This is a genomic window from Streptomyces sp. NPDC030798, assembly GCF_055572275.1.
On sequence record NZ_JBVIDR010000008.1, the window covers coordinates 361,456 to 385,794 of the forward strand.

19 protein-coding genes and 2 pseudogenes are annotated in these 24,339 nt (G+C 70.3%); 12 read left to right on the forward strand and 9 right to left on the reverse strand.

The window, feature by feature from the left end; all coding sequences use genetic code 11:
- Positions 1-218: 218 nt before the first annotated feature.
- From ACZ404_RS20890 to ACZ404_RS20905, 4 genes are all read right to left on the reverse strand, one after another.
- A complete protein-coding gene (locus ACZ404_RS20890; protein WP_468441966.1) occupies positions 219-1,409 on the reverse strand; it encodes an NAD(P)/FAD-dependent oxidoreductase in 1,191 nt (396 codons plus the stop codon).
- A gap of 114 nt (positions 1,410-1,523) precedes the next feature.
- Positions 1,524-2,465 carry an RNA polymerase sigma-70 factor gene (locus ACZ404_RS20895; RefSeq protein WP_468441968.1) on the reverse strand — a complete coding sequence of 314 codons (942 nt, stop codon included), beginning with the start codon at positions 2,463-2,465 and terminating at the stop codon, positions 1,524-1,526.
- 925 nt (positions 2,466-3,390) lie between these two features.
- Positions 3,391-4,347 carry a sigma-70 family RNA polymerase sigma factor gene (locus ACZ404_RS20900; protein WP_468441970.1) on the reverse strand — a complete coding sequence of 319 codons (957 nt, stop codon included), beginning with the start codon at positions 4,345-4,347 and terminating at the stop codon, positions 3,391-3,393.
- A 10-nt stretch (positions 4,348-4,357) separates the two neighbouring features.
- Positions 4,358-5,575 (reverse strand): NAD(P)/FAD-dependent oxidoreductase, encoded by a 1,218-nt coding sequence (locus tag ACZ404_RS20905; protein WP_468441972.1) that lies wholly within the window; start codon positions 5,573-5,575, stop codon positions 4,358-4,360.
- A gap of 229 nt (positions 5,576-5,804) precedes the next feature.
- On the opposite strand from ACZ404_RS20905, the gene ACZ404_RS20910 reads away from it, so the two are divergent.
- From ACZ404_RS20910 to ACZ404_RS20925, 4 genes are all read left to right on the forward strand, one after another.
- Complete coding sequence (locus tag ACZ404_RS20910; protein ID WP_468441974.1) at positions 5,805-6,650, forward strand: GNAT family N-acetyltransferase; 846 nt, start codon at positions 5,805-5,807, stop codon at positions 6,648-6,650.
- Positions 6,651-7,278: 628 nt separating this feature from the next.
- Positions 7,279-7,824 (forward strand): hypothetical protein, encoded by a 546-nt coding sequence (locus ACZ404_RS20915; protein ID WP_468441976.1) that lies wholly within the window; start codon positions 7,279-7,281, stop codon positions 7,822-7,824.
- 25 nt (positions 7,825-7,849) lie between these two features.
- Positions 7,850-8,434 (forward strand): TetR/AcrR family transcriptional regulator, encoded by a 585-nt coding sequence (locus ACZ404_RS20920; RefSeq protein WP_468441978.1) that lies wholly within the window; start codon positions 7,850-7,852, stop codon positions 8,432-8,434.
- Positions 8,435-8,543: 109 nt separating this feature from the next.
- A complete protein-coding gene (locus ACZ404_RS20925) occupies positions 8,544-9,524 on the forward strand; it encodes a zinc-binding dehydrogenase (RefSeq protein WP_468441980.1) in 981 nt (326 codons plus the stop codon).
- Positions 9,525-9,813: 289 nt separating this feature from the next.
- On the opposite strand, the pseudogene ACZ404_RS20930 reads toward ACZ404_RS20925, so the two are convergent.
- A pseudogene (locus tag ACZ404_RS20930) lies at positions 9,814-10,191 on the reverse strand (helicase associated domain-containing protein); the annotation flags it as partial.
- Positions 10,192-11,068: 877 nt separating this feature from the next.
- Here ACZ404_RS20930 and ACZ404_RS20935 point away from each other — a divergent pair.
- The 4 genes and pseudogenes from ACZ404_RS20935 (at position 11,069) to ACZ404_RS20950 (ending at position 15,406) form a co-directional block, all read left to right on the forward strand.
- Positions 11,069-11,767 (forward strand): AAA family ATPase, encoded by a 699-nt coding sequence (locus ACZ404_RS20935; RefSeq protein WP_468441982.1) that lies wholly within the window; start codon positions 11,069-11,071, stop codon positions 11,765-11,767.
- A gap of 166 nt (positions 11,768-11,933) precedes the next feature.
- Positions 11,934-13,540: pseudogene (locus ACZ404_RS20940) on the forward strand (Mu transposase C-terminal domain-containing protein).
- Positions 13,537-14,280, forward strand: a complete 744-nt coding sequence (locus tag ACZ404_RS20945) for an AAA family ATPase (protein WP_468441984.1) — start codon at positions 13,537-13,539, stop codon at positions 14,278-14,280. Before ACZ404_RS20940 ends, ACZ404_RS20945 begins: the two are co-directional and overlap by 4 nt.
- Positions 14,281-14,293: 13 nt before the next feature.
- On the forward strand, positions 14,294-15,406 hold the full coding sequence (locus ACZ404_RS20950; protein WP_468441986.1) for a hypothetical protein: 1,113 nt from the start codon (positions 14,294-14,296) through the stop codon (positions 15,404-15,406).
- Between the two features lie 32 nt (positions 15,407-15,438).
- Here the strand turns inward: ACZ404_RS20950 and ACZ404_RS20955 are convergent, their stop codons facing one another.
- From ACZ404_RS20955 to ACZ404_RS20965, 3 genes are all read right to left on the reverse strand, one after another.
- Complete coding sequence (locus tag ACZ404_RS20955; RefSeq protein ID WP_468441988.1) at positions 15,439-15,642, reverse strand: hypothetical protein; 204 nt, start codon at positions 15,640-15,642, stop codon at positions 15,439-15,441.
- Complete coding sequence (locus tag ACZ404_RS20960; RefSeq protein WP_468441990.1) at positions 15,606-15,950, reverse strand: helix-turn-helix domain-containing protein; 345 nt, start codon at positions 15,948-15,950, stop codon at positions 15,606-15,608. The genes ACZ404_RS20955 and ACZ404_RS20960 overlap by 37 nt, the downstream gene beginning before the upstream one ends.
- Before the next feature lie 1,269 nt (positions 15,951-17,219).
- Positions 17,220-17,948, reverse strand: coding sequence for a TetR/AcrR family transcriptional regulator (locus ACZ404_RS20965; protein ID WP_468441992.1), 729 nt, complete (start codon positions 17,946-17,948; stop codon positions 17,220-17,222).
- An 89-nt stretch (positions 17,949-18,037) separates the two neighbouring features.
- On the opposite strand from ACZ404_RS20965, the gene ACZ404_RS20970 reads away from it, so the two are divergent.
- Positions 18,038-18,898: an SDR family oxidoreductase gene (locus tag ACZ404_RS20970; RefSeq protein WP_468441994.1), complete on the forward strand. Its 861-nt coding sequence runs from the start codon at positions 18,038-18,040 to the stop codon at positions 18,896-18,898.
- Between the two features lie 150 nt (positions 18,899-19,048).
- Positions 19,049-20,059 (forward strand): IS481 family transposase, encoded by a 1,011-nt coding sequence (locus ACZ404_RS20975; protein ID WP_468441996.1) that lies wholly within the window; start codon positions 19,049-19,051, stop codon positions 20,057-20,059.
- A 254-nt stretch (positions 20,060-20,313) separates the two neighbouring features.
- Here ACZ404_RS20975 and ACZ404_RS20980 read toward each other — a convergent pair whose 3' ends face one another.
- Positions 20,314-22,839 (reverse strand): helicase associated domain-containing protein, encoded by a 2,526-nt coding sequence (locus ACZ404_RS20980; RefSeq protein ID WP_468441998.1) that lies wholly within the window; start codon positions 22,837-22,839, stop codon positions 20,314-20,316.
- Between the two features lie 281 nt (positions 22,840-23,120).
- Between ACZ404_RS20980 and ACZ404_RS20985 the strand changes: the two genes are divergently transcribed.
- Entirely contained in the window at positions 23,121-23,309 is a 189-nt protein-coding gene (locus ACZ404_RS20985; RefSeq protein WP_468442000.1) for a hypothetical protein, read from the forward strand.
- 65 nt (positions 23,310-23,374) lie between these two features.
- Positions 23,375-23,689 carry a hypothetical protein gene (locus ACZ404_RS20990; RefSeq protein ID WP_468442002.1) on the forward strand — a complete coding sequence of 105 codons (315 nt, stop codon included), beginning with the start codon at positions 23,375-23,377 and terminating at the stop codon, positions 23,687-23,689.
- Positions 23,690-24,339: the final 650 nt, after the last annotated feature.

Here is a 24,339-nt window from a genome sequence, read left to right on the forward strand (position 1 = left end):
TCCCCCCCCCCCCCCCTCCTCCCCCCCCCCCCCTCCCCCCCCCCCCCCCCCCCCCCCCCCCCCCCCCCCCCCCCCCCCCCACGTCCAGGACGCGTTCGCCAAGGAGGCCGACGATTCCCGTGTCGGCTTGGACCGCTACGCCGAGCTGGACGATGCCGACGGAGTGCATCCGGTGTGCCAGGGCGACCATGCAGGCGCACGATTCGGCGTTGGTGTGGTCACGCCGGAGCGTGGATCCGGGGCTGCGGCTGTACGACCCGCCGGCGCCTCGACGGCATGCCCGCGGTCGGGTGGGTGACGCCCCAGGCTGCCCCCTTGCAGATCATTTCCTTGTAGAAGGCGGCCCAGCGGCCTGTCAGGGCGCGCTCGATGGCTCGGTCGTCGGCGGTGACGAACTGGATCAGGCCCTCCTTGCGGCCGAGGGAGATGCACTGCTGGTAGTAGCGAATGGAGACGCGGGGGGTTTTGGCGCCGGTGAGACGGGCGGCGATGGCGTCGGCGGCCTGCCAGGCCATGGGGACGCCCGAGGCGCAGGACATCCGCAGCGGCTTGCCGCCCGGGCCGATCGCCATGGCAGCGTCGCCCACGGCGTACACGTCCTCGTGGGAGAGCGAGCGCATCGTGGCGTCGACCACGATCTGGCCGCGGTCGGTGAGCTGGAGCGTGGTGGCTTGGGCGATGGGGTGGACGGCGAAGCCGGTGGTCCAGACCGTGACCTCGGCGGGGACTGTCCGGCCGTCGGCCGTCGTCACGGCGTCTGCCTCCACGGTGGTGACAGCGGCGTGTTCGTGGACCGTGATGCCGAGTCGCATCGCCACCTTCCGCAGGTGGGCTCGGCCCTTGTGCGAGAGCCAGTCGCCGAGGGCGCTGGAGACGGCCAGGGCGACGTCGAGGTCCGGGCGGGCCTCGGCGATTTCGGTAGCGGTCTCCAGGCCGGTCAGGCCGCCGCCGACCACGACCACGGGCCGGCCGGGGTCCAGGGCGGCCAGGCGGTTGCGCAGGCGCAGGGCGCCGGGGCGGCTGGCGACCTCGTGGGCGTGTTCGGCGGCTCCGGGGACGCCACCGTCGCTCCAGCCGCTGCCGAGGGCGTAGACCAAGGTGTCGTACTGCAGTTCCTCCCTGTCTGCACCGTCGGCGGCGGTGACCGTCACCGTCTTGCGGTCCACGTCCACGGCGGTGACCCTCGCGAGCTTCAGCTCCACGCCCGTGTCCGCGAACATCTCCCTGAACGGCCGGGGCCTGAGGGCCTGGCCGGTGGCGAGTTGGTGCAGCCGGACGCGCTCGACGAAGTCGGGCTCGGGGTTGACGAGGGTGAGCGTGACGTCCTTGCGGTGCAGCCGCTTGGCGAGGCGGCCGGCGGTGACGGCTCCGGTGTAGCCGGCTCCGAGGACGACGATGCGGTGCTGCATGGGGTTGCTCCCGTCTGCGGGGGTTCCGCCGCTGTCTTGCGCGGTTTCGCCCCCTTGAACCGGACAGCCCGGCGTTTCCTGACAGGATCAGAATGTGAAGCACGTCACATCCGATCAGAGGGTGTACAAGGCGTCCCCGTGGTCCGCGGCGGCCCACTGCCCGGTCGCACGGACGAGCTTGTCGGGGTTGACCTGGCTGCGCAGCGCGACGATTCCCCGCCCGGTCACCTCCAGGCAGGTGATACCGACGACCCGGCCGTCCACCACTGCCACGATGGCGGGCTCGCCGTTGGCCGTCGTGGCGTAGATCTGGGGCGCGCCGCCGACGTGAGCCCGCTTGGCATCGCTGGGCTTGAACAGGCCGCGCACGAACTTGGCGACCGCGAGCGCGCCCTCGAACGCCTTTGCGCGGGCCGGGACCTTACCGCCGCCGTCGCCGACCGAGACGGCGTCCTGGGTGAGCAGCCGCACGAGAGGTTCGGTCTGGCCGCTCGTCGCGGCGGACAGGAATTCCTCGACGATCCTGCGGGCGGCGGCCTCGTCGATCTCGGTGCGCGCCTTGCCGTCCGTGACGTGCTTCTTGGCCCGGTGGTGGATCTGCTGGCTGGCGGCCTCGGTGATGTCGAGGATCTCGGCGATCTCCCGGTGCGGGTAGTCGAACGCCTCGCGCAGCACGTACACCGCCCGCTCGTTGGGCGACAGGCGCTCCAGCAGGACGAGGACGGCGTACGACACCGACTCACGTTGCTCGACGGTCTCGGCTGGCCCGAGCATCGGGTCCCCGGCGAGCAGCGGCTCGGGGAGCCACCTTCCTACGTACCTCTCGCGCCGTGCGCGTGCCGAAGCGAGCTGGTTGAGGCAGAGGTTGGTCAGGACCTTGGTCAGCCAGGCCTCGGGCACCTCGATTCGCTCGACGTCGGCCGCCTGCCAGCGTAGGAACGTCTCCTGCACAGCATCTTCGGCCTCGCTCGCCGAGCCGAGCAGCCGGTAGGCGATCGCCTCCAGCCGGGGCCTGGCGGCCTGGAACCGGTCGACGTCACGCGTGATCAAGGCCATGCGCTCGATCCTAGGTCACGGTCCTCGGTTGGTGAGGGGCCGCCTTCTTCAGGTGGGGACTCGCCTGAGTGGTTGTCCAGGACGCCCGGAACAGTGTCGGGCCGGCAGTGAACTGCCGCTGCTCGCCCTGGCGAGGTCCTGCGCCTCGTACCAGGCTGGATCTTCGCGATCGGTTGGCCACGCCTTGTTGTACGAGCGGCGCAGGGTGAGGACTTCGTCCCACGTCGGCTTGTCCAGTCGGGCGAGCAGTGCTGCCGCTGCTCGCCCGACTGGACAAGCGCCCACCAGGCGGGCACCCGGAACCGTATGCGCCGGCTCCAGGTCTGCCCGGAGCGCTCTTCGTCATCGTTCGGGACAGGAGTGAAAACCCACAGCCCGAACGGGATCTCGGTTGTGAACGGCACATAGTCGGCACCGGACGCATGTGGCGCGGCACCGGACGCATGTGGCGCTGCGCGGTGCGGTGGCTGCTCGTGGCGCCGCAGCGGTACGCCCGGTGTTTCCTCGACGACGATGTCGCGGCGGTCGCGCAGGGAGGCGGCGTAGGCGCCCGGGTCGTCGTCGAAGCCGCGGCCGGAAGGGTGTGTGACTTTCCACCCCAGTCGGCCGGCAGACGGTTCGGGTCCACTTGCGCGGCTGTCCGGTCTTCCCACCCGAGGCCAGGCATCTGATCACCCCCTATGGCTTCATGATCCGCCGGACATGCCCCAGCAGGAACACCGGGTCGCCGACGGGTATGTATACCGGGCCGCCTGCACGGCCCGCCCCGGCTTGATGGCGATGTCTGAAAATCCCCACCCCGTGCTCACGTGTGGGACGGACCTGCTGAGTTGGTCTCCCCACCCGCCGGGGCGGGGTGGCTGCCGTTCAACGAGCTTCTGGCCGTGACGGCGGGGGCTGCGCCGGGCGGCGGTCGGTGAGGGGCTCACCACTGGGTGATGAGCGGCGTGTCCGGTTCGTGCTGCCTCCAGTCTTCGGTGAGGCGGACGAGGCGGGCGGGGGCTGCGATGCCGCGCACCGTTGCGATCTTGTCTCCTGCGATGTCGAACGTCACGGCGCCGATGACCTGGGCGCCGGTCACGAAGAGGATGGCGGGGGCGCCGTTGACGAGCGCGTAGTGGACGGCGGGTGTGCCGCCGGCGAGTCGCCGTTTCGCGGGGGTGGGTTGGAAGCCGGCCCGTGCGACGGCGGCGATGCGCTGCGCGGTGTCGAACTGCAGCAGTTTCTCGGTCAGGCCGGCGCCGTCGGAGATCGCGGTGGCGTCGTCGGTGAGCAGCGCGACCAGCCGTTCGGTGCGGCCCGAGGAGGCGGCGGCGAGGAACTCCTCGACGATCCTGCGGGCGGATGCCGGATCGACTTCCTCTTCGCTGCGGCGGCGCGCACCGGTGATGCGGCGTCGGGCCCGGTGGAGGTGCTGCTGGCTCGCGGACTCGGTGAGGTCGAGGATTTCGGCGATCTCGGCGTGACTGTGGGAGAAGGCTTCGCGCAGGACGTAGACGGCCCGCTCGACGGGTGACAGGCGTTCCATGAGCGTCAGTACGGCGAGGGAGACCGATTCGCGCTGCTCGAAGGTGTCGGCCGGGCCGAGCATCGGGTCGCCGTCGAGGAGCGGTTCGGGCAGCCAGGCACCCGCGGTGCGTTCGCGGCGGCCCTGCGCCGAGCGGAGCCGGTCCAGGCAGAGGTTGGTGACGACCTTGGTCAGCCATGCTTCCGGCACCTTGATCCGCTGCCGGTCGGCGGCTTGCCAGTGCAGGAACGCGTCTTGTACGGCGTCCTCGGCATCGACGGCGGAGCCGAGCAGCCGGTACGCCAGCGAGGCCAGCCGGTTCCGGCCGGCCTCGAACTGGCTGGTGTCGAAGCGATCGGTCGCGGTGTTGTCCACGCGGATCACCCTAGGCGGCTGCGCGAGGCGCCGTGTCGGCGGACGCGTGCGGCACGGCGGCCACGCGGTGCTTGCGCCTGGGCAGGCCGAAGGTCGGGTGTGAGGTGGTCCACAGCGACATCCTGAGGATGGCCGCCTTGATCCGCGCGGCCTTCCAGCCGCCCACGTACTTCGGCTTTGCCTGCCCTTCGTCGTCGACCATATGCAGGATCCCGTCCCGCCGCCCGAGGCTGATGTGGTTGCCCAGGTACTCCAGCTTGGTGGTCGGGATCTTGCGGCCGGTCAGGCGTCCCACGATCGCGGCCGTGGCCTGCATGCCGGTGTAGCCGGCCGAAGCGCAGGACATCGGCAGTGGGCGGCCGTTGTCGCCGACGGCGTAGGCGCTGTCGCCGGCGGCGTAGACGTTCGGGTGCGAGAGGGACCGCATGGTGCGATCGACGGCGATCCGACCGTCCTCGGTGACCTCCAGCCCGCCGGCGGCGGCGATGCGGCTGACCGCGAACCCGGCCGTCCACACGGTTGCGTCGGACACCAGGGCGGTGCCGTCGGCACACAGCACCCGCGCCGCCTCGACGGCTTCGACCTGGGTGTGCTCCAGGACGGTGATGCCCAGCCGGTCGCAAGCCCGACGCAGGTGGTTGCGGGCTCCGACGGAGAGGGGGGCGCCCAGCTCGCCGCGGGCAGCCAATGCCACCGACAGGCCGGGCCGCGTTTCGGCGATCTCAGTGGCGGTCTCGATGCCGGTCAACCCGTCGCCGACGACCAGCACACGCCCGCTTTCGCCCTGCCTGCCCAGGCTGTCCAGGCTGTCCAGGCGCTCGCGCAGGCGCAACGCCGAGGGCCGGCTGGCGACATCGAAACCGTGCTCAGCCGCGCCGGGGACACCATGGTCGGCACCGTGGCTGCCGAGCGCGTAGACAAGCGTGTCGTAGCGCAGTTCGCCCCCGCCGTCGGCGTCGGCCACGGCGACGACCTGGTGCTCGGGGTCGACGGCGGTGACACGGGCCGGGCGCAACCGCACCCCCGTGCCGGCGAAGACGTCGGCGAGCTGGGGAGCGTCGATCTCCCGGCCGGCCGCGAGCTGGTGCAGCCGCAGCCGCTGGACGAAGTCCGGCTCGGTGTTGACCACGGTGATCTCCGCGTCCGCCGGGGACAACCGGCGGGCCAGGCTCCCGGCCACGTAGGACCCGGCATAGCCGGCGCCGAGGACGACGATGCGGTGCTTCATGTCTCGCTCCTGTCGGTTGGCTTGCTCCCGGTAACTTGAGCGGGACAGCCTCCCGATTACTGACAGGAACCACATGTGACATGGGTCACGTACTGGGGCGAGCGATCCTCGGCCAGGGTCTCGGACCAAAAATTGTTGGTCCGGAGAACTTGCTTTCCTCGAACTGCGGTTCCGTCCGGGTTCGTTTTCCGGATGCGGTGTGCCGCTGCTTCGTGGTGGGATGCGCCGCATGAGCGACTCGCTGCGTGCTCGTATCGAGCAGTATTACGCCACCGTGCCCCTGCTGTTCGCCGATGCGGAAGAGTTCGGCCCGCTACGGCTGTTCGTACGAAAGGAACCGGGAACCCCTTACTACGGCGGCCCGAGCCATGCTCAGCCCACCGCAGAGAGTGCCGGGAGCGTCACCACAGCCGACATCGCACGGGTGCGTGCTCGGCAGTGCGAACTCGGCGTGCCGGAAGCCTTCGAGTGGCTCGCCGAGGCAGCCCCGGCTCTACGCGCCCGTATCGAGGCCGTGGGCCTGCCGGTGGCAGAACGCCCGCTCATGGCCCTCGACCCACACCTTCCGATCCCTGCGCAGCCGCTGCCGGACGGCGTCACGATCCGAGTGCTGACGGCCGACGACCCAGCACTCCCTGCAGTTCTTGCTCTGCCTCGACTGGCTTTCGCCGCGGAGGGCACTGCTGGGGGCGCCGCAGGCCGTGCGGAACTGTCAGCAGCGGCTGAGGAAGTGACCGCGGACGGCACAGTCGAGAGCGCCCGCCCGACTATCCGCGCCGGGCACAAGACACTCATTGCTGCTCTCGCGCCGGACGGCACCCCGCTCGCCGTCGGCCACTACCACCCGGCCAACGGCACCACCGAGATCGGTGGCGTGGGCACCCTCCCCACCGCTCGCCGCCAGGGTCTGGCCGCAGCTGTCACGGCGGCTCTGGCCACCCACGCCCGCGACCACGGAGTGCAAACAGTTTTTCTCGCCTATGCGGAGGAGAATGTCGCTCGTATCTACCGCCGCCTGGGCTTCCGACCTGCCGATGTCACCCTGCTGATCGCCAACCAACCCGCACGGTCGTAGATGTGCGGCCCGTAAAGCAGGCCTGTCGGCGAGGTTCTGGAGACCTGTCAGGGGGCGTTTGCACGTCCAGCGATCTGGCCAAATGTGGACAGTCCCGGGTGGGTGACCGTGGGCTTGAGAGCGGCATCGAGTTGGGCCGGCTTGTCCTCGGCGCCGGCGAGGCTGATCTCCAGGCCCTCGACCTCGCCGAGCCAGCCCTCGCCCTGAGCTTCGGCGACCCGATCGATCAGACGCCTTGCCGATCACACCGACGTGGTGGGGTTGTGGACGGGGCTTGGGTCCCCGCTATGCCGCTCTGGGTCTGCTGCACCGGGGTGATGCGGTGTATGCCTCTCAGGCCTGGAGTGGCTGGTACCGGGTCTGCTTGGCCTGCGACTCCGGCAGTGTGTCGGCACCCCAGGATGTCGGGGCTGTGCGAGGGCGCCACGGGATGGGTGGTCAGGCGAGCGCTGCGGCCGGGCGTGGGCACAGCTCGGCTGAGTCGGATGCGGGGCCGGAGCGGTGGTGTCCGTCCCCGCGCCTGGGCCCTTGCGTTGGGACATGACTTGGTTGAAGCAGTCTCGGCCCGGCAGGGACCCGGCGATGCCTTGGTGGGGACATGCGCGTTCGGTGCTCGGGGGAGCTGTCGATGAGTGAACGGCCGGCTTCCGCCGACACCGCCCGGCAGACCGCCCGGCAGCAGCTGGACCTTGCGGCCGCCGGCGCGGTCCGTGGGGTGGATGAGTGGAGCATCAAGGCGACGTTGCCCGACGGCACGGTGCTCGACATGAGCGGTGTGTCGTCCGACGTGCTGCGCCGCCGTCCGGACGGCACCTGCATCTCTACCTGGCGTCGACAGTCCCTGCGGCCACCGGTACCTCAGCGCCTGACTTTGTGCGGCCGAGGGGTGTCGGCCGCAGGCGAGCTGTGTGGTCCGTCACCGGTGTGGCGGGCTTGGGGCGGCGTTCCCGGCAAGGGCGGTCGGGGCAGGAGGATGACCTTGCCGCGGTTGCGGTGGTTGTCGATGCCGGGCGGCTTCGGTGAGGGAGGAGGTGCGCCGGATCTGCACTGTCAGCTTGCCGGCGGCGGCGAGGGCCGCCGGTTCGTGGAGGGCACGGCGGACTGCCTGTCGTCGAACTCCCGCCCGGCGGAGAACGTGGCGACGGGTTTCAGTGTGCGGGACGGTTGTTCTTGAATGATCGTTCAGGTATGTTTGCCGCATGCCCAGACCTCGCGAGTTCGAGCCCGACACCGTCCTGAACGCGGCCATGCTGCGGTTCTGGGAGCGCGGTTACCGCGCGACGTCGATCGAGGACCTGGTCAAGGCGACCGGGGTCAAGCCGGGCAGTCTCTACAGTGCGTTCCCGGGGGGCAAGCAGGCGCTGTTCCTGAAGTCGTTGGAGCGTTATTCCAAGCTGGTCGTGCCCGAGAAGCTGGGCGAGTTGGAGGCATCGGGTGCCTCGCTGGCCGAGATCCGCGGCTACTTCGACGGGTTGGTGCGCGACCTGCTCAGTCGCGAAGGCAGGCAGGGCTGCCTGCTGGTCAACACGGCGATCGAAAAGGCCGCCGAGGACGACGAGGCGGCGGCCGTCGTGCGCGGCCACCTGGCCCGGCTCGAACGGTGCATGACCCACGCGCTGGAGAATGCGGCTCGCCGGGGCCAGGTGCGCGACTCGCTGGACCCCGTCGGCAGCGCCAGGCTGCTGGTCGCGACCTGCCAGGGGCTGATGGTCGTCGGAAAGGCGAATCCTGACGAGACGGTCCTGAAGGCGATCGTGGACAACGCCTTCGCCGCTCTCGCCTGACGACTCGGCAGCCGGACGGCCTGACAGCTGGGACACCTGAGCCACCGTATGCGGTGGCTCCTTTTTCGGACCACATAGTTGAATGAACGCTCAAGAATGGAGTCATGACATGAAGGCCATCGTCATTTCCGCCTACGGCGGCCCGGAGGTACTCATGCGCACCGAGCTGCCCGACCCGGTGCCCGCCGAGGGCGAGGTGCTGATCCGGGTCAAGGCGTTCGGCCTCAACCACGCCGAGGCGTACATGCGCGCCGGAGCCTGGGGAGAGGTGGCGGCCGTCCCCGGGATCGAGTGCGCCGGGCTGGTGGAGGCCGCCCCCTCCGGGGGACTCCCGGTCGGCACCCGGGTGGTGGCGATTCTCGGTGGTATGGGACGCACCCGCGACGGGAGTTACGCGGAGCTGGTGACCGTGCCGGCGACCAATGTGGTGGCCGTGCGCTCGTCGCTGGACTGGGCCGGGCTGGCGGCGGTTCCCGAGGTGTACGCGACGGCGTGGAGCGGCCTGTTCGGCAACCTGGCGCTGCGGCCGGGCGAGACGGTCGTGGTGCGAGGTGCGACCTCCTCGCTCGGTCAGGCCGCCGTCAACCTCGCGGTCGACCACGGCGCGACCGTGATCGCCACGACCCGCACCCCCGCACGCGCGCCGCTGTTGAAGCAGCTCGGGGCCGACGAGGTGCTCATCGATGACGGCGCGCTCGCCGCCCAGGTCTCCAGCCGCGGCATCGCCGTCGACGCGGTGTTCGACATCGTCGGCAATAGCGTCCTGCGGGACTCGCTGGCCCTTGTCCGGCCTCGCGGCCGGGTGTGCCAGCTCGGCTTCCTGGGCGGTTTCGCACCGGTAGGGGACTTCGACCCCATCGCCGATCTCCCCAGCGGAGTCCAACTCAGCTTCTTCGGCAGCGCCTTTGCCCTGGGCAGCCCTGAATTTCCGCTCACCGACGTCCCGTTGGACGAGATATACGCCAAGATCAGCGCAGGAGCCCTGCGGGCCCGTCCCGCCCGCATCTTCGCGTTCGACGAGATCGTGGCGGCCCACCGGGTCATGGAGGCCGGAGAAGCCCTCGGCAAGATGGTCGTCACCCTCGACTGAACCCGTCCCTGGAGTCCCTGATTACAGCGGACGGCTTGGGCTCGCACGCCTCCTGGTAGCGGTCCTGTGACGCCTGGAAGAAGGTCACCGTCTTGTCGCCGCGGGACACGGTGACCGTTCCGTAGGGCTGCGCACAGAACTGGTGGGGGTCGACGGTGTGGCTGGTGTCGTCGATCTGGATGCTCTCGATGCTCAGCGCAGGGCCAGCCGAGTACGCGTAGGCTGCCCGGCCAGGGCCAGCCGAGTACACGTAGGCCGGCTGCCCGGCCAGGGCCAGCCGAGTGCATGTAGGCCGGCTGCCCGGCCGGGACCAGGGCCACTGCGCGAGGGCCGCCAGACCTCGCTGGAACGCCTGTGGCGCTTTGCTCGGGCCCTTCGTCGTGCGCCTGGCCGCCGGGGCGGCAGACGGCTCCACCAGCGGCTTGATGCCCAGCATGGACAGCCGTTCCTGCTGTTCGGGCAGTAGCCGCGCCCAGGTGGCCGGCTGCTTCTGCTGCTGGAGCCACTTGCCGATGTCATCGCCGTCCATGAGCACGCCGGGTGCGATGTCGGGCAGCTGGCCGTCGGTGTCGACCAAGTCTGCGGGGACGCGGTGGTGCCGCTGCCGATCTAGCGGTCATGGGCAGTTTCAGTCCGGGTCGATCTCCGTCAGCTGCGCCGCGCGCTGCGATGTGCCGGTTTGGTGTCGGTGGGTGGGTGTCAGTGACGGCACGTCAGGACCGGGTGTTTTCGCTGGTGGGGTGTTGAGGTCGGGTGGGGTCACTGTCGTGGGGCGGTGCGTGTGGTGGGTGTGGCTGTCATGGGGCGGTACACCCCGCTTCGCTCCACTGTCTTGAGAACGGCACTTCTGATCCTTCCGAGGACTGCGCGGCTGCACGGTGGTCGGTGTGGGGTGTCCGCGGGCGGAAGGGTGTGGGGTGTCCGCGGGCGGAAGGGTGTGGGGTGGGGGAGCCGGGCGCGTGGGGTGAGGTCGCGGCGGGGCTGAGTGTGTCCAGGCCGGTGCTGGTGGCGCGGCTGCTGGAGCTTGATGCGGCCGGGGCGTTGACGTCGGCGCATGTGCGGGCGGGTGCTCAGGTCGGCGGGGTGAATGTGCGTACGGTGTGGCGCTGGCTTCAGGCAGCGCGGATCGAGGGCCGCATGGAGCCGAGGCCGCGGGCCCGGCTGGAGGTGTCCGACCAGGCGTGGGAGGTGCTGGCGCAGGCGGGCGGGAACGTGGCGGCGCTGCACCGGTATATGAAGGAGGCCGGGGGCCAGGTGCCCTCGCTGGCGTCGTTGCACCGGGTGGTGCGCCGGGACCTTCAGGCCGGCAGGGTCCTGCCGGACCGCGCGGTGGTGCGGCGCGAGCGGGATGAGCAGCAAACGCGGCACGCCCTGGCTGACCTCGCCCTGGCCGGGTTGTGTGAGCAAGGCGCGGCGAAGTCGTCTGCGCCACAGCCACAGCCACAGCCACAGCCACAGCGTCTTCTCCCAGAGGCGACCCGGACTTCCCGGTGTGGGAGAGCGGTGCATCGGCGGGTGTGGCGTTGCCGGCGGGAGCGCAGCTGGTGCGGACGTCGTCGGTGCGGGCGGTGGCCGAGGCGGTAGGTCAGGCGATGGCGACCCAGGGCGCGGTGTGTGTGTTCGGCGACCCGGGCCGGGGCAAGACCGTCGCCGTGCGGATGGCGCTGCACGAAGTGCCTGCGGGCTGGAAGGTGACGTGGGTGCCGGTGCCGGTGCGCCCGTCGGTGGCCGGCATGAGGCGTGCGGTGTTCGACGCGCTGGCGCTGCCTAGTCGTTTCCCGCACACGTCGGCGCTGGCCGACGCCGCGGTCACGGGGGCCTTGAGCGAGGCGCGGGTAGTGGTGGTCGATGAGGCGCAGCGCCTGCCCGTGCCGTGCCTGGAGTACCTGCAGAGCCTGTGGGACCACCCCGATACGCGGATCACTCTGGTGCTGTGCGGGGCGGGCAGCGAACGTGCGCTGGCCCGGCTGCCGCAGCTGGCATCGCGCGTCGGCGCGTGGCAGGAGGTTCCGCGCCTGGCCGGAGCGGAAGTGGCGGCCGTGGTGAGCGGCTTCCATCCGCTGTGGCGGACCGTACCGGCCCCGGACCTGACGTGGATCGACCGGTCGTGCGCGCACGGCACGTTGCGCACGTGGGCCGCTTTGACTGCGCACCTGCAGAATGCGCTGCTTACCACCGCTGACGCAGTCGTCGACCGGGCTTTGCTGAGGCGGCTGTGCAAGCGGGTCGCGCCGCCACTGTGAACGGAGCGCTCCTGCACGAGACGGGAGGGCGATCGCATGCTCCCGGCCATCGGCAAGCACATGACGTCCCATCCGCGTGAGGGGAGCTGACATGAAGGACGGTGACGCGGTCCGCGCAGGCGGCGGATTGCCTGCGGCGTCCAGGACGGCGCTGCGTGGTCCGGCCATGCGGCGGCTGCTCGCACTGCGGGCAGGCAAGAAGCTGACAGCAGGCCATGTGCGGGTGGCCGCGGACGCGCTGGGGGTGTCGGAGCGCACGGTGTGGCGCTGGCTGGCGACAGCTCAGAGCGACGAGACCGCGGCCGCCAACCCCGGCGCACGCTCCCGGGTCGATGCAAGGTTCACGGTCACGCCCGAGGTCCGTGGACTGTTGGCGCTGTGGAAGGGGAACGTGCGGGCGGTCCACCGCGAACTGGTCCTGCGTGCTGCCAGGCAGTCTCCGCCTGCCAACGCACCGTCGCTGACGACGCTGCACCGGGCGATCCGCCGTGATCTGAGCCCGGGGGAGCGGGCCGGACTTGCTGGAGGGGAGCGGGCGGCGCGCAAGCACGATGTGTTCCTGGCCCGGCCGCGTCCCTGGCGCAACCAGGTATGGGAGACCGACCACCTGCAGGTTCCGGTGCTGGTCGAGGTCGACGGCAAGGCCCGCAGGCCGTGGATCACCTGGTTCACCGACTGCGCCACCAACGCGATCACCGGCATCGCGGTCACGCCCGGGCATCCGTCGCGGGAATCGGTGCTGGCCGGCTTACGCTCCGCGGTCCTGCGCGAGGAACCCTACGGCCCCTTCGGCGGCGTGCCCGAGAAGGTACGGGTGGACCGGGGCAAGGACTTCCTGTCCCGGACGGTGACCGCCGCTTTCGACCTCCTGGACGTCTCCGTGGAGGACCTGCCCGCCTACACCCCCCACCTCAAGGGCACCGTGGAGGGCCTGAACCGGGCGGTGGAGAGCATGTTCCTGGCCGCGCTGCCCGGCTACGCCCGCCAGCCGCGCCCCGGCGAACGCTTCTCCCGTCCAAAGGACGAAGTCCTGCTGAGCTTTCAGGACTTCACCACCCAGCTTCTGGCCTGGACACTCTGGTGGAACACCGAGCACCACCCGGCGCCGTTGCGGGGCAGAACTCCGCTTCAGGCGTGGCAGGACGATCCCACCCCCCTGCGGGACGTGCCCGCGGCAGATCTGTGGATTTGGAGGACGCCGGCACTCGCACGCTGACCACCCGCGGCATCCGCTTCAGAAAACGCGATTACGTGGGGCCGTGGGTGACCGGCCAGGCCGGGATCCAGGTCCGTATCCGCTTCATGCCCCACCACGACCACCGCATCGAGGTCTACCACGCCGCCACCGGCCGCTACCTGGGCCCCGCGGACCTGGCCGACCAGGCCACCGACGAACAGATCAGCGCCGTACGGCGGGCAAGGGCCGCTCGCACACGCCGCCTGAAGAAGGACCTTCAGGCCTCGCAGCGCGAGCGCTACGCCGCCGTGAACCAGCCCAAGGCACCTAGCGGCTCGGCGCGCTGACGAGTCGTGCAGGCCGAGGCCGAACTCGCCCGGACCGCCGACACCGACCTCGCGCAGCTCGTGCTGCCGGACCTCATCCCGCCCGCCGCGCCCCCGACCGACTGGCGCACCCCGGCTTCCCTGGCCGCGCTGACCACGCCAGGCCCGCCCGTCCGGTACCCGTACGGCCGTGACGGCGCTTCCGCCCCGGACGGCCGCGACGGGCGGGCCGCACCTCCCACCACCGATCAAGACGGAGACGCCTCGTGACCGCGGCCACCTACCAGTACGTCGACCTGCCCGACGCCTCCGTCGTCACCACCCGCGCCCTGCTCACTGCCCGGGAGAACATCAGCGACACCGTCGCCGCCCGCGCGATGATGTGCATCCACGGCGGCGCCGGCTTCGGCAAGACCCTCGCCGTCAACACCTGCCTGCACGCACTCGAACCCGGCGAGGACATCCGAAAGATCACCTTCCGGGCCCGGCCCACGGCCCGTGCGGTGCGCTACGAGCTGTTCACCGCGCTCGATCTGGCCGGCGAGCCACCGCGCCATCCCAGCGAGTTCGACCGCCTGCTGAAGACTGCCCTGGCCGAACGCCCCCGCACCTTCCTCGTCGACGAGGCCCAGTGGCCGGGCGGGGAGGCGTTCGAATACTTCCGCTACCTCTGGGACGAGCTCTCCACCCAGCTCGCCATCATTTTCGTCGGTGGCGCGGGCTGCCACACCGTGCTGCGCCGCGAACCGATGCTGTCCTCCTGTGTCTTCATCTGGCAGCAGTTCACCCGCCTCACACCCGACGAGGTCCTCGAGGTGATCCCGCTGTTCCACCCGGTCTGGGCCGACGCCGACCTCAAGGACATCGCCTTCGCCGAGAGCCACGCCGCGCACGGCAACTTCCGCGCCTGGGCCCAGCTGACCGCCCACGCCCGTACAGCCCTGGCCCGTACGGGACGTGCCCGCGTCGACCAGGAGCTGCTGCGCTGGGCCTTCAGCCGCCTCGCCTGACCACCACACCGCCATGCCGCTCGCCGCGCCACCGCCGCCCGTCACCGTGGTCATCGACCGCCATGACGACGTGCTGCACACGCACACCGCTCTGGCCGCCCACCATCCGCCGTCCGGCCGGATCACCCTGCACCCCGGCCCGGGCACCACCAGCGAAGCCGACCTCGCCCACGACCTTCTCGTCGCTCTGGGCAAACCGCCCCTGCTCCCGGGCCGCTTTCCCGGCGGCCGTCAGCCGGCCTGGGAAGCCGCCACGGCCTGGATGACCGCCCTGCCCGTCACCCGGCTGACCGTGCTGCGCGCTCAGCGCCTCACTGCCCGCCGCACGATGCGCCTTCTGCAGCTACAGGCCCTCACCGGTCTCCACCTGACCTTGGTCTGCCACCGCCCTCACCTTCCCGCCGCTCTGCACCAGGCCCTGCGCACGGCCGACTACTCCGTCACCGCCGACTTCAAGGCTGCCCGCCGCCACTACTACGGCACGCCTGTCGCCGAACCCCGGCCGGCAGCCGAGCCCGCCGGGCCGGCCAGCCGGTGGCTCACCCTGCCCGCACTGGACCGCCTCGTCTCCTACGACAGCCCCCGCCCCTGTCCCGACCCGTGCACGCCGCCGCCGATCGCCTGGCGGCACCGCCCACCGCCCGTGCCTCTCACCGCGCGCACCGCCCAGCGAGTCGCCCACCGGCTGCACGCGGCGACCGCACACCCTCGCCTGGCCGCAGCCGTCGCCGCCGCGCTGTTCACCGGCGCCTCCCTCCAGCAACTCGCCACCGCCCGCCTCCGCGACTACGACAATGCTGCGGCCACGCTCGCCCTGCACGACCGCGCCCGCTACACCGACGGCTGCGCCGCCTACCCCGTACCGCCCTGGGCGGGCATCTTCCTGCGGGCCGTGGCCTGCTTCACCCGGCTCCTCTCCGGCGAGGACCAGGAGCTGCTCGCCGCGCCAGGTGACCGCGGACACCTGCTGCGCATGGCGGAGACGGCCAGACTGCGCCCGCCCCAGCCGCCCACAGCCCGCCGCAAAGGCCCGGCCGGGCGTGTGGAGTGGGACTGGCGCGAGCGGCAGGAAGCCGAGAGGTACGAAGCGATTCCGGCCGACCGAGCCACGCCGTCGCGACGCTGACCACCCTGCAGTGCTCGCTCGATGGGCCAGGCTCAGCCGATCGAGAAGTCGGCGAACTCGACGTCGCTGAACGTCACGTGCAGGCCGTGGGCCCGGTGGCCCCACTCGCGAAAGTAGGCGCGTCCCAGTGCACGGGCGAGTATCACCGTCTGCTGCTGCTCGCCTGCGCCGGCATCCCGGGCGGCGAACAGCTCCCGGGCTACCTCTCCTGGCAGGTCCTGGCTGATCCACCGCACCCTCGGATCGTCCGAGGACCCCGCAGCAGCCGCGAACCCAAATCGCGCCCGAAGCCCTCCGCCTCAGCCTGGGCACGCCGACGGGCCCGTACCCGGGGCTGCCACCGAGCCAGAGTCGCTTCCTCGATCGCCCGGACCTGCATCGGACCCGGCGGACGACGTGCCTCGGCTCTCCTTGACACCCACCGCTGCACAGTGCGCTGCGAGACCCCCAGCATCGTGGCCACCTTCCGGGTGGAACCCCGGTTCTTCGCCAGCAGAAAACGTAGGCGGGCCTGAGTACTTGAGGGAATGGGCCTGGTGCGCAACGCGAGTCCAGCCCCTGCTCGATCTGTCCCACGTCCGCCTCCCCAAGCGACCAGCCCGCACGGCTGGCGCCCCCACAGTCCGTAGCGTCAGTTCTCCCGCATCGCCCGCCTCGGCCTGCCAGCTTCTGCATTCGCGGGACAGCGCCGGCTGACGCAGGCTACGAGCCCCTTGGGGCACCGGCGACAAGCTGGCGGCGCGCGTCAGGACGGACGTCGCCGGCACCCGGTGCTGTCCTTCGGTACCGAGTCCCACCAAGGTATGAGGCCGAAAAGTCCCGCCGGATGGAGGCCTGGACTTGTCCGGATGCCGCACCCATCCAGGCCGTGTGATCCTGCAGGGGCCGGGGCGGCCAGGCGAAGCCGGAGAGGGACGTCGTGCCGGGCAAGACCACAACACTTCCGTCACTGGTGCGACGCGTTTCAACGCCCGCCGCGATGGGCCATCGTCGATTCCTCACGTTCCCCGGGCTGTTGGCGGCGGGATGCGTGAGACTGCCAAGGCGCTGAACGGTCTCCTCTTCGCGGTCACTCCGTGGTTGGTCTTGGCCGCAATGGCTCTGTTCCTCTTTCCTGGACCAGTTCAGCGCTGGGGATTGGCGTCTTTGGAGCGCTTCGAGCGATGGCGTGCCGACTCGGGGGTGCGTCGAGCTGCTGCGCTTCTGACGCAGACAAGATCGCGTCGGCGGCCATGGGCTGGGCCCCTGGGTATGTCGTGCGGTGGTGGCGTGCCCGGCCTCTGGCCGGGCGTTCAAGGTCATCCGGTTTGTGCTGCTGCTGTACATCGTGGGGCACGTCGACGACGTGATCGACTGGGAAAGTCTGCGGTGGATTGCGGACCCCGGACCGCATCTGGGGTGTGAAGCAGGAACTGCTCAGCAGTTTCGTGGCCATGCCGAGGGCGGTGGGACTCCTCCGCGATCGGCAGAGTGTCGGTGCTCTCGCTCGTGGTCCGCCGAGGTGCGGGTCATCAACGGTCGCTGGAAACTCACCGTCTCCGTCCAGCCGGTGGAGCGCGCCCATCGAAGCACGACCAAGCCGGGCCCCGCTCGCTGGCCTAGCTGCGGTGCTTCGTACGCACTCCGTTCGCTAAATGTACGCTCCAGAGCCGACTAGTTGTATTGACCACGAGCGTTGTTAACAGTGGGCGGCGAAGACGTGATCAAGGCTGGAGGCGCGTGATGGGTACGGGGGAGCCAGCCGGAGCCGTGTGGTCGCCCACTCGCAGGATTCCTCCTTGGAAGGTTCAACCTGCAGGGCGCCTGAGCGCGATCAGGCATGCGGCGCGCCACCGTCCGCCGCCAGGCGCGTGAGCCACTCACGCAGCAGGCGCTGCTCGGCGTCGCTCAGGACATCGGCGTCGTCGGGGAGGGCGGCGCGCAGCGCGCGGGCCGCTGCGGCGGGACCGGACTCCGCGGTGGGGACCGCCGGCTCGGCGCGGGTGACGGCCGCGATCATGGACTCGCGCATGACGGTCAACAGCGCCGGATTGCGGCGGTCCGCGGGGGTGGAGTGCCAGGTGGTGACCGCGCCCTGGCCGGTGGCCTGGATGATCTGGGCGGCCAGCTCCTCGTCGACCCGCAGCCACCCCCCGGCCGCCAGCCGACGCACCCGCCCATGGAGGATCTCCAGGCCCGCGCGGTGTGCTGCGTCCGATCCCCGGCCGGTGGCTCGGTTCATCACCGCGAACAACTCGGGGCGGCAGACCCCGAACTCGACCACGATGTCCCAGCCGCGGCGCAGCTCCTCCACCGGGTCTTGCGGAGCGGGGTCGAGCTGCGCGCGCTTTCTCTCCAGGAACTGCGCGTAGCCGTGCTCGGCGACGGCCTCAAGGAGCCCCTCCTTGTCGCCGAAGAGGCGGTAGATCGCCGGCGGCTGCATGCCGGCCGCGGCGGCGACCGCGCGGGTGCTCACCGCGTCAGGGCCGCCGTTCTCCAGCAGCTCGACGGCCGCTTCGACGATGCGGCGCCGAGGGCTGTCGGTGGAGTCGCGCGTAGCCATGAACCGATGATACCGAGGATTTGGTTCCACCGGAATTTCCGGTGTTACCGTTGAAGTGATTCCACCGGAAACAGTGTCGGGAGAACCCAATGATCATCGTGACCGGAGCCACCGGAAAGCTCGGCCGCCGCACCGTCGAGCGCCTCCTGGAGCGCGTCCCCGCCGACCGCGTCGGCGTCAGCGTCCGCGACCCCCGCAAGGCCCAGGACCTCGCCGACCGCGGCGTACGCGTCCGGCAGGGGAGCTTCGACGACCCCGCCTCGCTCGTGCACTCCTTCGAGGGCGCCGAGCAACTGCTCCTCGTCTCCCTCGACCGCACGGGCGAGGAGTGCGTCAGCGGCCACCGCACCGCCATCGACGCCGCCGTGAAGGCCGGCGTCGGCCGCATCCTCTACACCAGCCAGATGGGCGCCGCCCACGACTCCCGGTTCCAGGCGTGCCGCGACCACGCCCAGACCGAGGACCTGCTGCGTGCCACAGGCCTGCCCTGGACCGCGCTGCGCAACGGCTTCTACGCCTCCAGCGCCCTGCAGTTCCTGGAGTCCGCCCGCCACACCGGCGACATCGCCCTCCCCGCCGACGGCCCCGTCGCCTGGACCGGCCACGACGACCTCGCCGAGGGCACCGCGGTGATCCTCGCCGAGGAGGCCCGCTTCGAGGGGCCCACCCCGCCGCTCACCGGCCCGGCGGCGCTCGACTTCGACACCGTCGCTGAGATCGCGTCCCAGACCACCGGACGGCCCTTCACCCGCACCGTCGTCCCCGACCACGCCTTCCGCGAGCAGGTCCTGGCGCACGGCGCCCCGGCCCCGATCGCTGACCTGATGCTGAGCATCTTCGCCGCGGCACGGAATGGCGAGTTCACCGCTGTCGACTCGACGCTGGCCGAGCTGATCGGGCGAGAGCCCGCCACCTTCCGCACCCAGCTGGAGCATGCCTGGGCCGAATAGATCCAGTGGGGCGCGCAGACGGCCCCGGCCTGACTCGCCGCCCACAAAAGGCTCGCCCTCTGTCGCCCGAGGCCGTCGATCACCAGATCGGCGGCCTCGGGCACAAACTCAGACTCCGCATCAGATTCCGCACCATCTCAGAGGTTTCCCGTGCCCCACCCCCATGCCCGGCTGACCATCCACGGCAGACGGCTCCTCGTCGACCGGGTCCGCGCTGGCAGACCCATCGCCCACGTCGCCGAAGAAATGGGCATCTCCCGCACCACAGCCCACAAATGGGTCCGGCGCTGGCGAGCCGAAGGCGATCCGGGGTCGTATGACCGTTCCAGTCGACCGCTGACGACACCGCACCGAACCCCTGCCGATGTCGAGAATCGCATCTGCGAGCTACGGCGCGACCGCAAGCTCAGCCCTGCACGGATCGGCCCGGTCCTGGGCACACCCAGCTCGACGGTCCACCGCGTCCTGACCCGCCACGGCCTGAACCGGCTGCGCTGGATGGACCGGCCCACCGGTCAGATCATCCGACGCTACGAACGATCACATCCCGGCGAACTGGTCCACGTCGACATCAAGAAGCTCGGCAACATTCCAGACGGCGGCGGACATCGGATCATGCCCCGCCAGCAGGCCGCGGGCAATCGGCAGGCCACAACCGACGTGCGTAGGGGCGGCAGTCCCGTGATCGGCTACAGCTTCGTTCACACAGCCGTCGACGATCACTCCCGGCTCGCGTACAGCGAGGTTCTGACCGACGAACGCAAAGAGACTGCGGCCTCCTTCTGGCAGCGCGCGAATACCTTCTTCGCCGAGCACGGCATCACCGTCGAGCGCGTCCTCACCGACAACGGCTCCTGCTACAGATCCCGCCTGTTCGGCCAGACTCTCAGCGCCACCGGCATCGTCCATAAGCGCACGCGCCCCTATCGCCCACAGACGAACGGCAAGGTGGAGCGCCTAAATCGCACCCTGCTCGACGAATGGGCATACGTGCGCCCGTACTCCAGCAACGCCGAACGCACCGAAGCCCTGACGGACTTCCTCCACACCTACAACTACCACCGGTGCCACACCGCACTCGACGGCCAACCACCCATCAGCCGCGTCAACGATCCTGCGGGTCAATACAGCGAGTGGCCTTTGAGCGGTGCCCACCCCTGAAGCCGTTCTCGGCCCGCAAGGGCAAGCGGCTGGCTACGGAGCCGCGGCGATGCGATTGCACGTGATGCTCCGGCTGGCCGATGGCCAGGCTCCCAGGCTCCTGGACAGCAACTGTCCGTCGGCACGCGCTGGACCTGACCGCCACCAGAAACCGACCGCCCAGGCGTAGCGGCCCGCCGCATGCGGCGGCCTTGCCCGCATGCTGTACGCGATACGTACGCTTCGCGGGGCGCACAGGTACGCATACGTCTGGGTTATGCCCAGCGCATGCCGATGGCGGAGAGGTGCTCTACCCGCTCTGGCGACAGCGTGGCGGCCCTGCTCCGCTGGTTGCCGATAAATGCCCCAAGCCGGATGGCAAGGTCCTCCCCGTCTTCGCCGGCGATCCGCTCGATGTGCTGCCTGGGGACCCGCAGGTGCCCTTCGCGTTCGTAGTACTGCTTGGCGGCCGTGTAGTTCAGCGCCCATTTGTCGGCTTGGCTGCGCCGCGGCGCCGGTTTCTCGTCATCGGTGGCGGGCGTGATGCCGAGGACGTGCTCCAGCATCCACTGCTGCACGGTGGTGAGTTTGTCCCAGCCGAGCCGCTGCGCCCGTACCCACCGTCCCAGATCCTCGCCCTGGTGCACGATTTCGCCCGGCGACGTGGGCAGCTTGCCACCGGCCTGCAGGTGCTGTCGGGTCAGGTGGAGGCAGCGTTGCCAGTCGACGGGCCAGGCGGGGCACCAGGCCGGGTCGATGTCGTCCAGTTGCTCGCGCCGCTCCTGTGACAGCGCGCCGGCCGCCGAGCCCACCGGCAGACCTTCGGCTCGCCGCTGCTCGTTCACTGCCGCTCGCCGGGCGGCCGCCCGCGCGTTCTTCAGAAACAGCCCTACCCGGTATCCCTTGTAGGTGGCGTCTGTCGGGGCCAGGAGGTGTCCGTTTTCGGCGGCCCAGCCGCGGGCTGCGGCGAGGCCTTCTTCCCATGCGACGTCGTAGTGCGACCAGACCATGCCCAGTTTCTCCAGCTGCGCGGCGCGGTCGGCGTCCATGTCCCCGCGGGCGTAGAACCGGCGAGCGTCGGCGATCCATTGCCCCAGCGGGAACCCTGCGAGCGCGGCCGGCCACCCCTCGGCTTCCGCCTCCTGCTCGTCTTTGGCGGGCACGCGGTACGTGAACGGGACCTTCAGGTCCCCGTGGAGCCGTTGGTACAGGGTGGCGGCTTCGATGCCGCGCCGCCAGTGCTCGTGCTCGGGGTTGAGCACCCGCAGGTTGATAAACGCCGCCAGCTGCGCAGGGTCACGAGGCGTGCTGAACTTCAGTAGCTCCCGGGCCGGCACCGAGAGTCGGTCGCTTCGGTCGCTCCCTGCTCCCTCCTCACCCTGCCCGGTGCGGCTCTGTACGCCCCTGACACGGCTTGGCGCCTGGGGCTGCGCCAAAGCCTCCACGACGCGGGCGTCGTGTGCCCTGAGCGCTTCCAGCAGCTTGGCCAGGCCACCGAACGCCCGCGAGGTCAGCATGCTGTCGACCGTCTCCCCGGGGCCGAGCAGGACCGGCACCACCAACGAGGCGACCTTGCCCTGGCCGGGCCGCATCCTGAGCGCGCGGCCGACGGCCTGGACGAGATCAGGCATGGAGCCGCGGACGTCCGCGAAATACACGGAGTCACAGTGGGATGTATCGATGCCTTCGCCGAGCACCCGGACAGAGCCGAGGAACGTCTTCTCCACGACCGTGCCGTCAGCAGCGACACCCCTGGAGAACTCGTCCAGGACCCGGCGCCGGTGGAGCGGCTTGTGCTCGCCGCACAGCCAGTCCGCCCACACGGTGCGCGGATACAGCCCAGGATCCGCAGCGTGCAGCCGCTCAGCGACGTCTGTGAGGCCGGCCGCGAAGGCCTCGGCCTCCTTCACCTGGTGGTGGAAGACGAGCGTGCGCCGGAAACCCTGCTCCGACGACGCCTTGAGCAGAGCGGTCTGGAGGGCGGCGAGCCGCGCACCGCGCACCTGGTCCGAGCGGGCTTCGGCGCCCAGCAGCTGTGCGGCTTGGAGGTGGGTGTCGGTGATGTCCAGGCACACCACCTGGTACGACGCGCAGATTCCCCTGTCGATGGCCTCCGACAGCGTCAGCGTGTAGCACCGCGCCCCGAAGGGGCCGTCCGGGTCATCTTCCATCGACGCGACCAGCTCACCGGGCACGCCCGGCGCGGCCTCAGAGTCGTCGTCCAGCTGCCAGAGCCGGGGGGTGGCGGTCATGTAGAGCCGGCGCAGGGCGGGGATGCGGGTGTTGTCGTGGACGACCGCCCATGGCTTCCCGATCCGCCCGGAAGTCCGGTGCGCCTCGTCCACGACGATCAGGTCCCATCCCGGCAGACCTTCAGCATGGGCTCGCTCGAGTGTGCCGAGTCCGAGGGAGGCGTAGGTGGCGAACACGGTGACCTTGTCGAACGGGCGGACCCAGGCGACCAGCTCGTCCACGTCCGTGGTGTTCGGGAAAGACGCCTCCGCCCCCCGGAGGGACGAGACCCCGATCATCGGCCCCGTACGCCCGCCCTCCCGCCAGGCGGCCTCGGCCTGCGCGAGCAGGTCCAGCGAGGGCACGAGCACCAGTACTCGACCTGCCTGCAGCTCCTCCGCACTGCGCACGGCGACGAGCGTCTTGCCCGAGCCGGTCGCCATGACCACCTGAGTCCGCAGCCCCCGCTCGGGCACAGTAGATCTTGCGGGCAATTCGAGTGCTCGGAGAACCGCGTCCACGGCTTCACGCTGATGAGGACGAAGTTCTTTCACAGCTATCCGTTCCATTCCTCTCCGGCGGGCCGGACAACAGCTCTCACACACCCCGACACAGCCAACCACCGCGTGCACTAAGGGGGCTGATACGCAAGCCCCCACCGCCACACTGGCTACCACACTCCGACGCGAGACACAGACGCCCTCTCCAACGGATTTACACGCCTCGCAGCGCTGCAGCCATCTGAGTCCAGAGTCTATCCTAGATAGAAAATGAAGCAGACACCCCAGAGAATTGACACGAAAGCCACGGGTACTCCGCACTCCTCACTGTCCACCATCCGGGAGAGACCATGGAACAGAAGACCGAAGACCATCAAGGCAACCGGTTCTGCAAGGCGTGCGGCACGCCCGCCGAGGACGGGAAATTGTGCAAGCACTGCGGCGCCGTCCTGGACTTGCCCGACAGTGCAGGGCTGGTCGAAGACCAAGGGGCCGCAGTGCGCCGCGACTTCGAAGGACGCACTGAGCAGCAAAAATAGAGGTGACCCAGGCAGTAAGTGAACCTGGTCTGCTGAACAGTGTCCGCGGGGGGTACACGGCCCGCATGGCACCGAAGACCGAACGCATCGAGTTCCTGCGGGCCCTGCGGCAGCTGCACCGCGTCCGCTCCTTCTACGCCGTGGGTGTCCTGCTGTGGGCGGCATCCACAGCCTGGACCGGTTGGCAGGCCCCCGGGAGCCGGCAGATGTGGGTGTCCGTCCTCCTCCTCACGGTCTTCACCGGCCTCCTCGCCACCGCAGGCCTGACCCTGCGACGTCTCGCAGTCCCCACGACAGGCCGGCCCGCACACCACGCGGCCCCCCACAAGACCGCAAACCTCCATCACAAGGCGGCAGGCACCCGCCACGCCCACGCCTGAGAGCCGCCAGCCGCCATGCCCGCCCTGCCGGGCGGGCATGCGGTTTTCAGGGGCGCCGTCCACGTCTAGGGGGCCGGTGGCCGGGCATACGGGCTTCACTTCCCATCGAGAGGAGTCCGGTCATGCTCGGCATAGTCGCGGCGGTTCTGTTCTTCATCGCGTTCCTCATCAACGCAGCTGAGATCAGTACCAATCACACGTTCTCGTCAGTCAACGTCATGCTCCTGGGGCTGACCGCTCTGGCTCTTCACGTTGCGGGGATCGGGAGCACTTGGTCCCGTAGACGCTGACCCGGCACCCGGCTGGCTCCTCCCGCAGGAGCCAGCCGGAGAGGCACCACCCCCCATCCCTTGCTGCTGCTCGGGCCGTAGGCCCGTTGGCCTGTCCCGCGCAGCGGGGGCCGGCCTTCGTGGCGCGCAGCGCCACCCGGTGACCGGAGCGCAGCGCAGGCCACCGCGGTGGGGGGGCGCACCCCCCCCCACCGCTCCGGGAGCGCAGCGGACGGAGCATCACCTGCCTTGCACAGCAAGGCAGGTGAGCTGACCGCGCAGCGGTCAGCCAGCGCTCCCGCGGAGCGGGAGCGCAACACCCGTGCGCAGCACGGGTGTTCGCTTGCATCGCGCGCAGCGCGATGGGACCCGCTCCGCGGG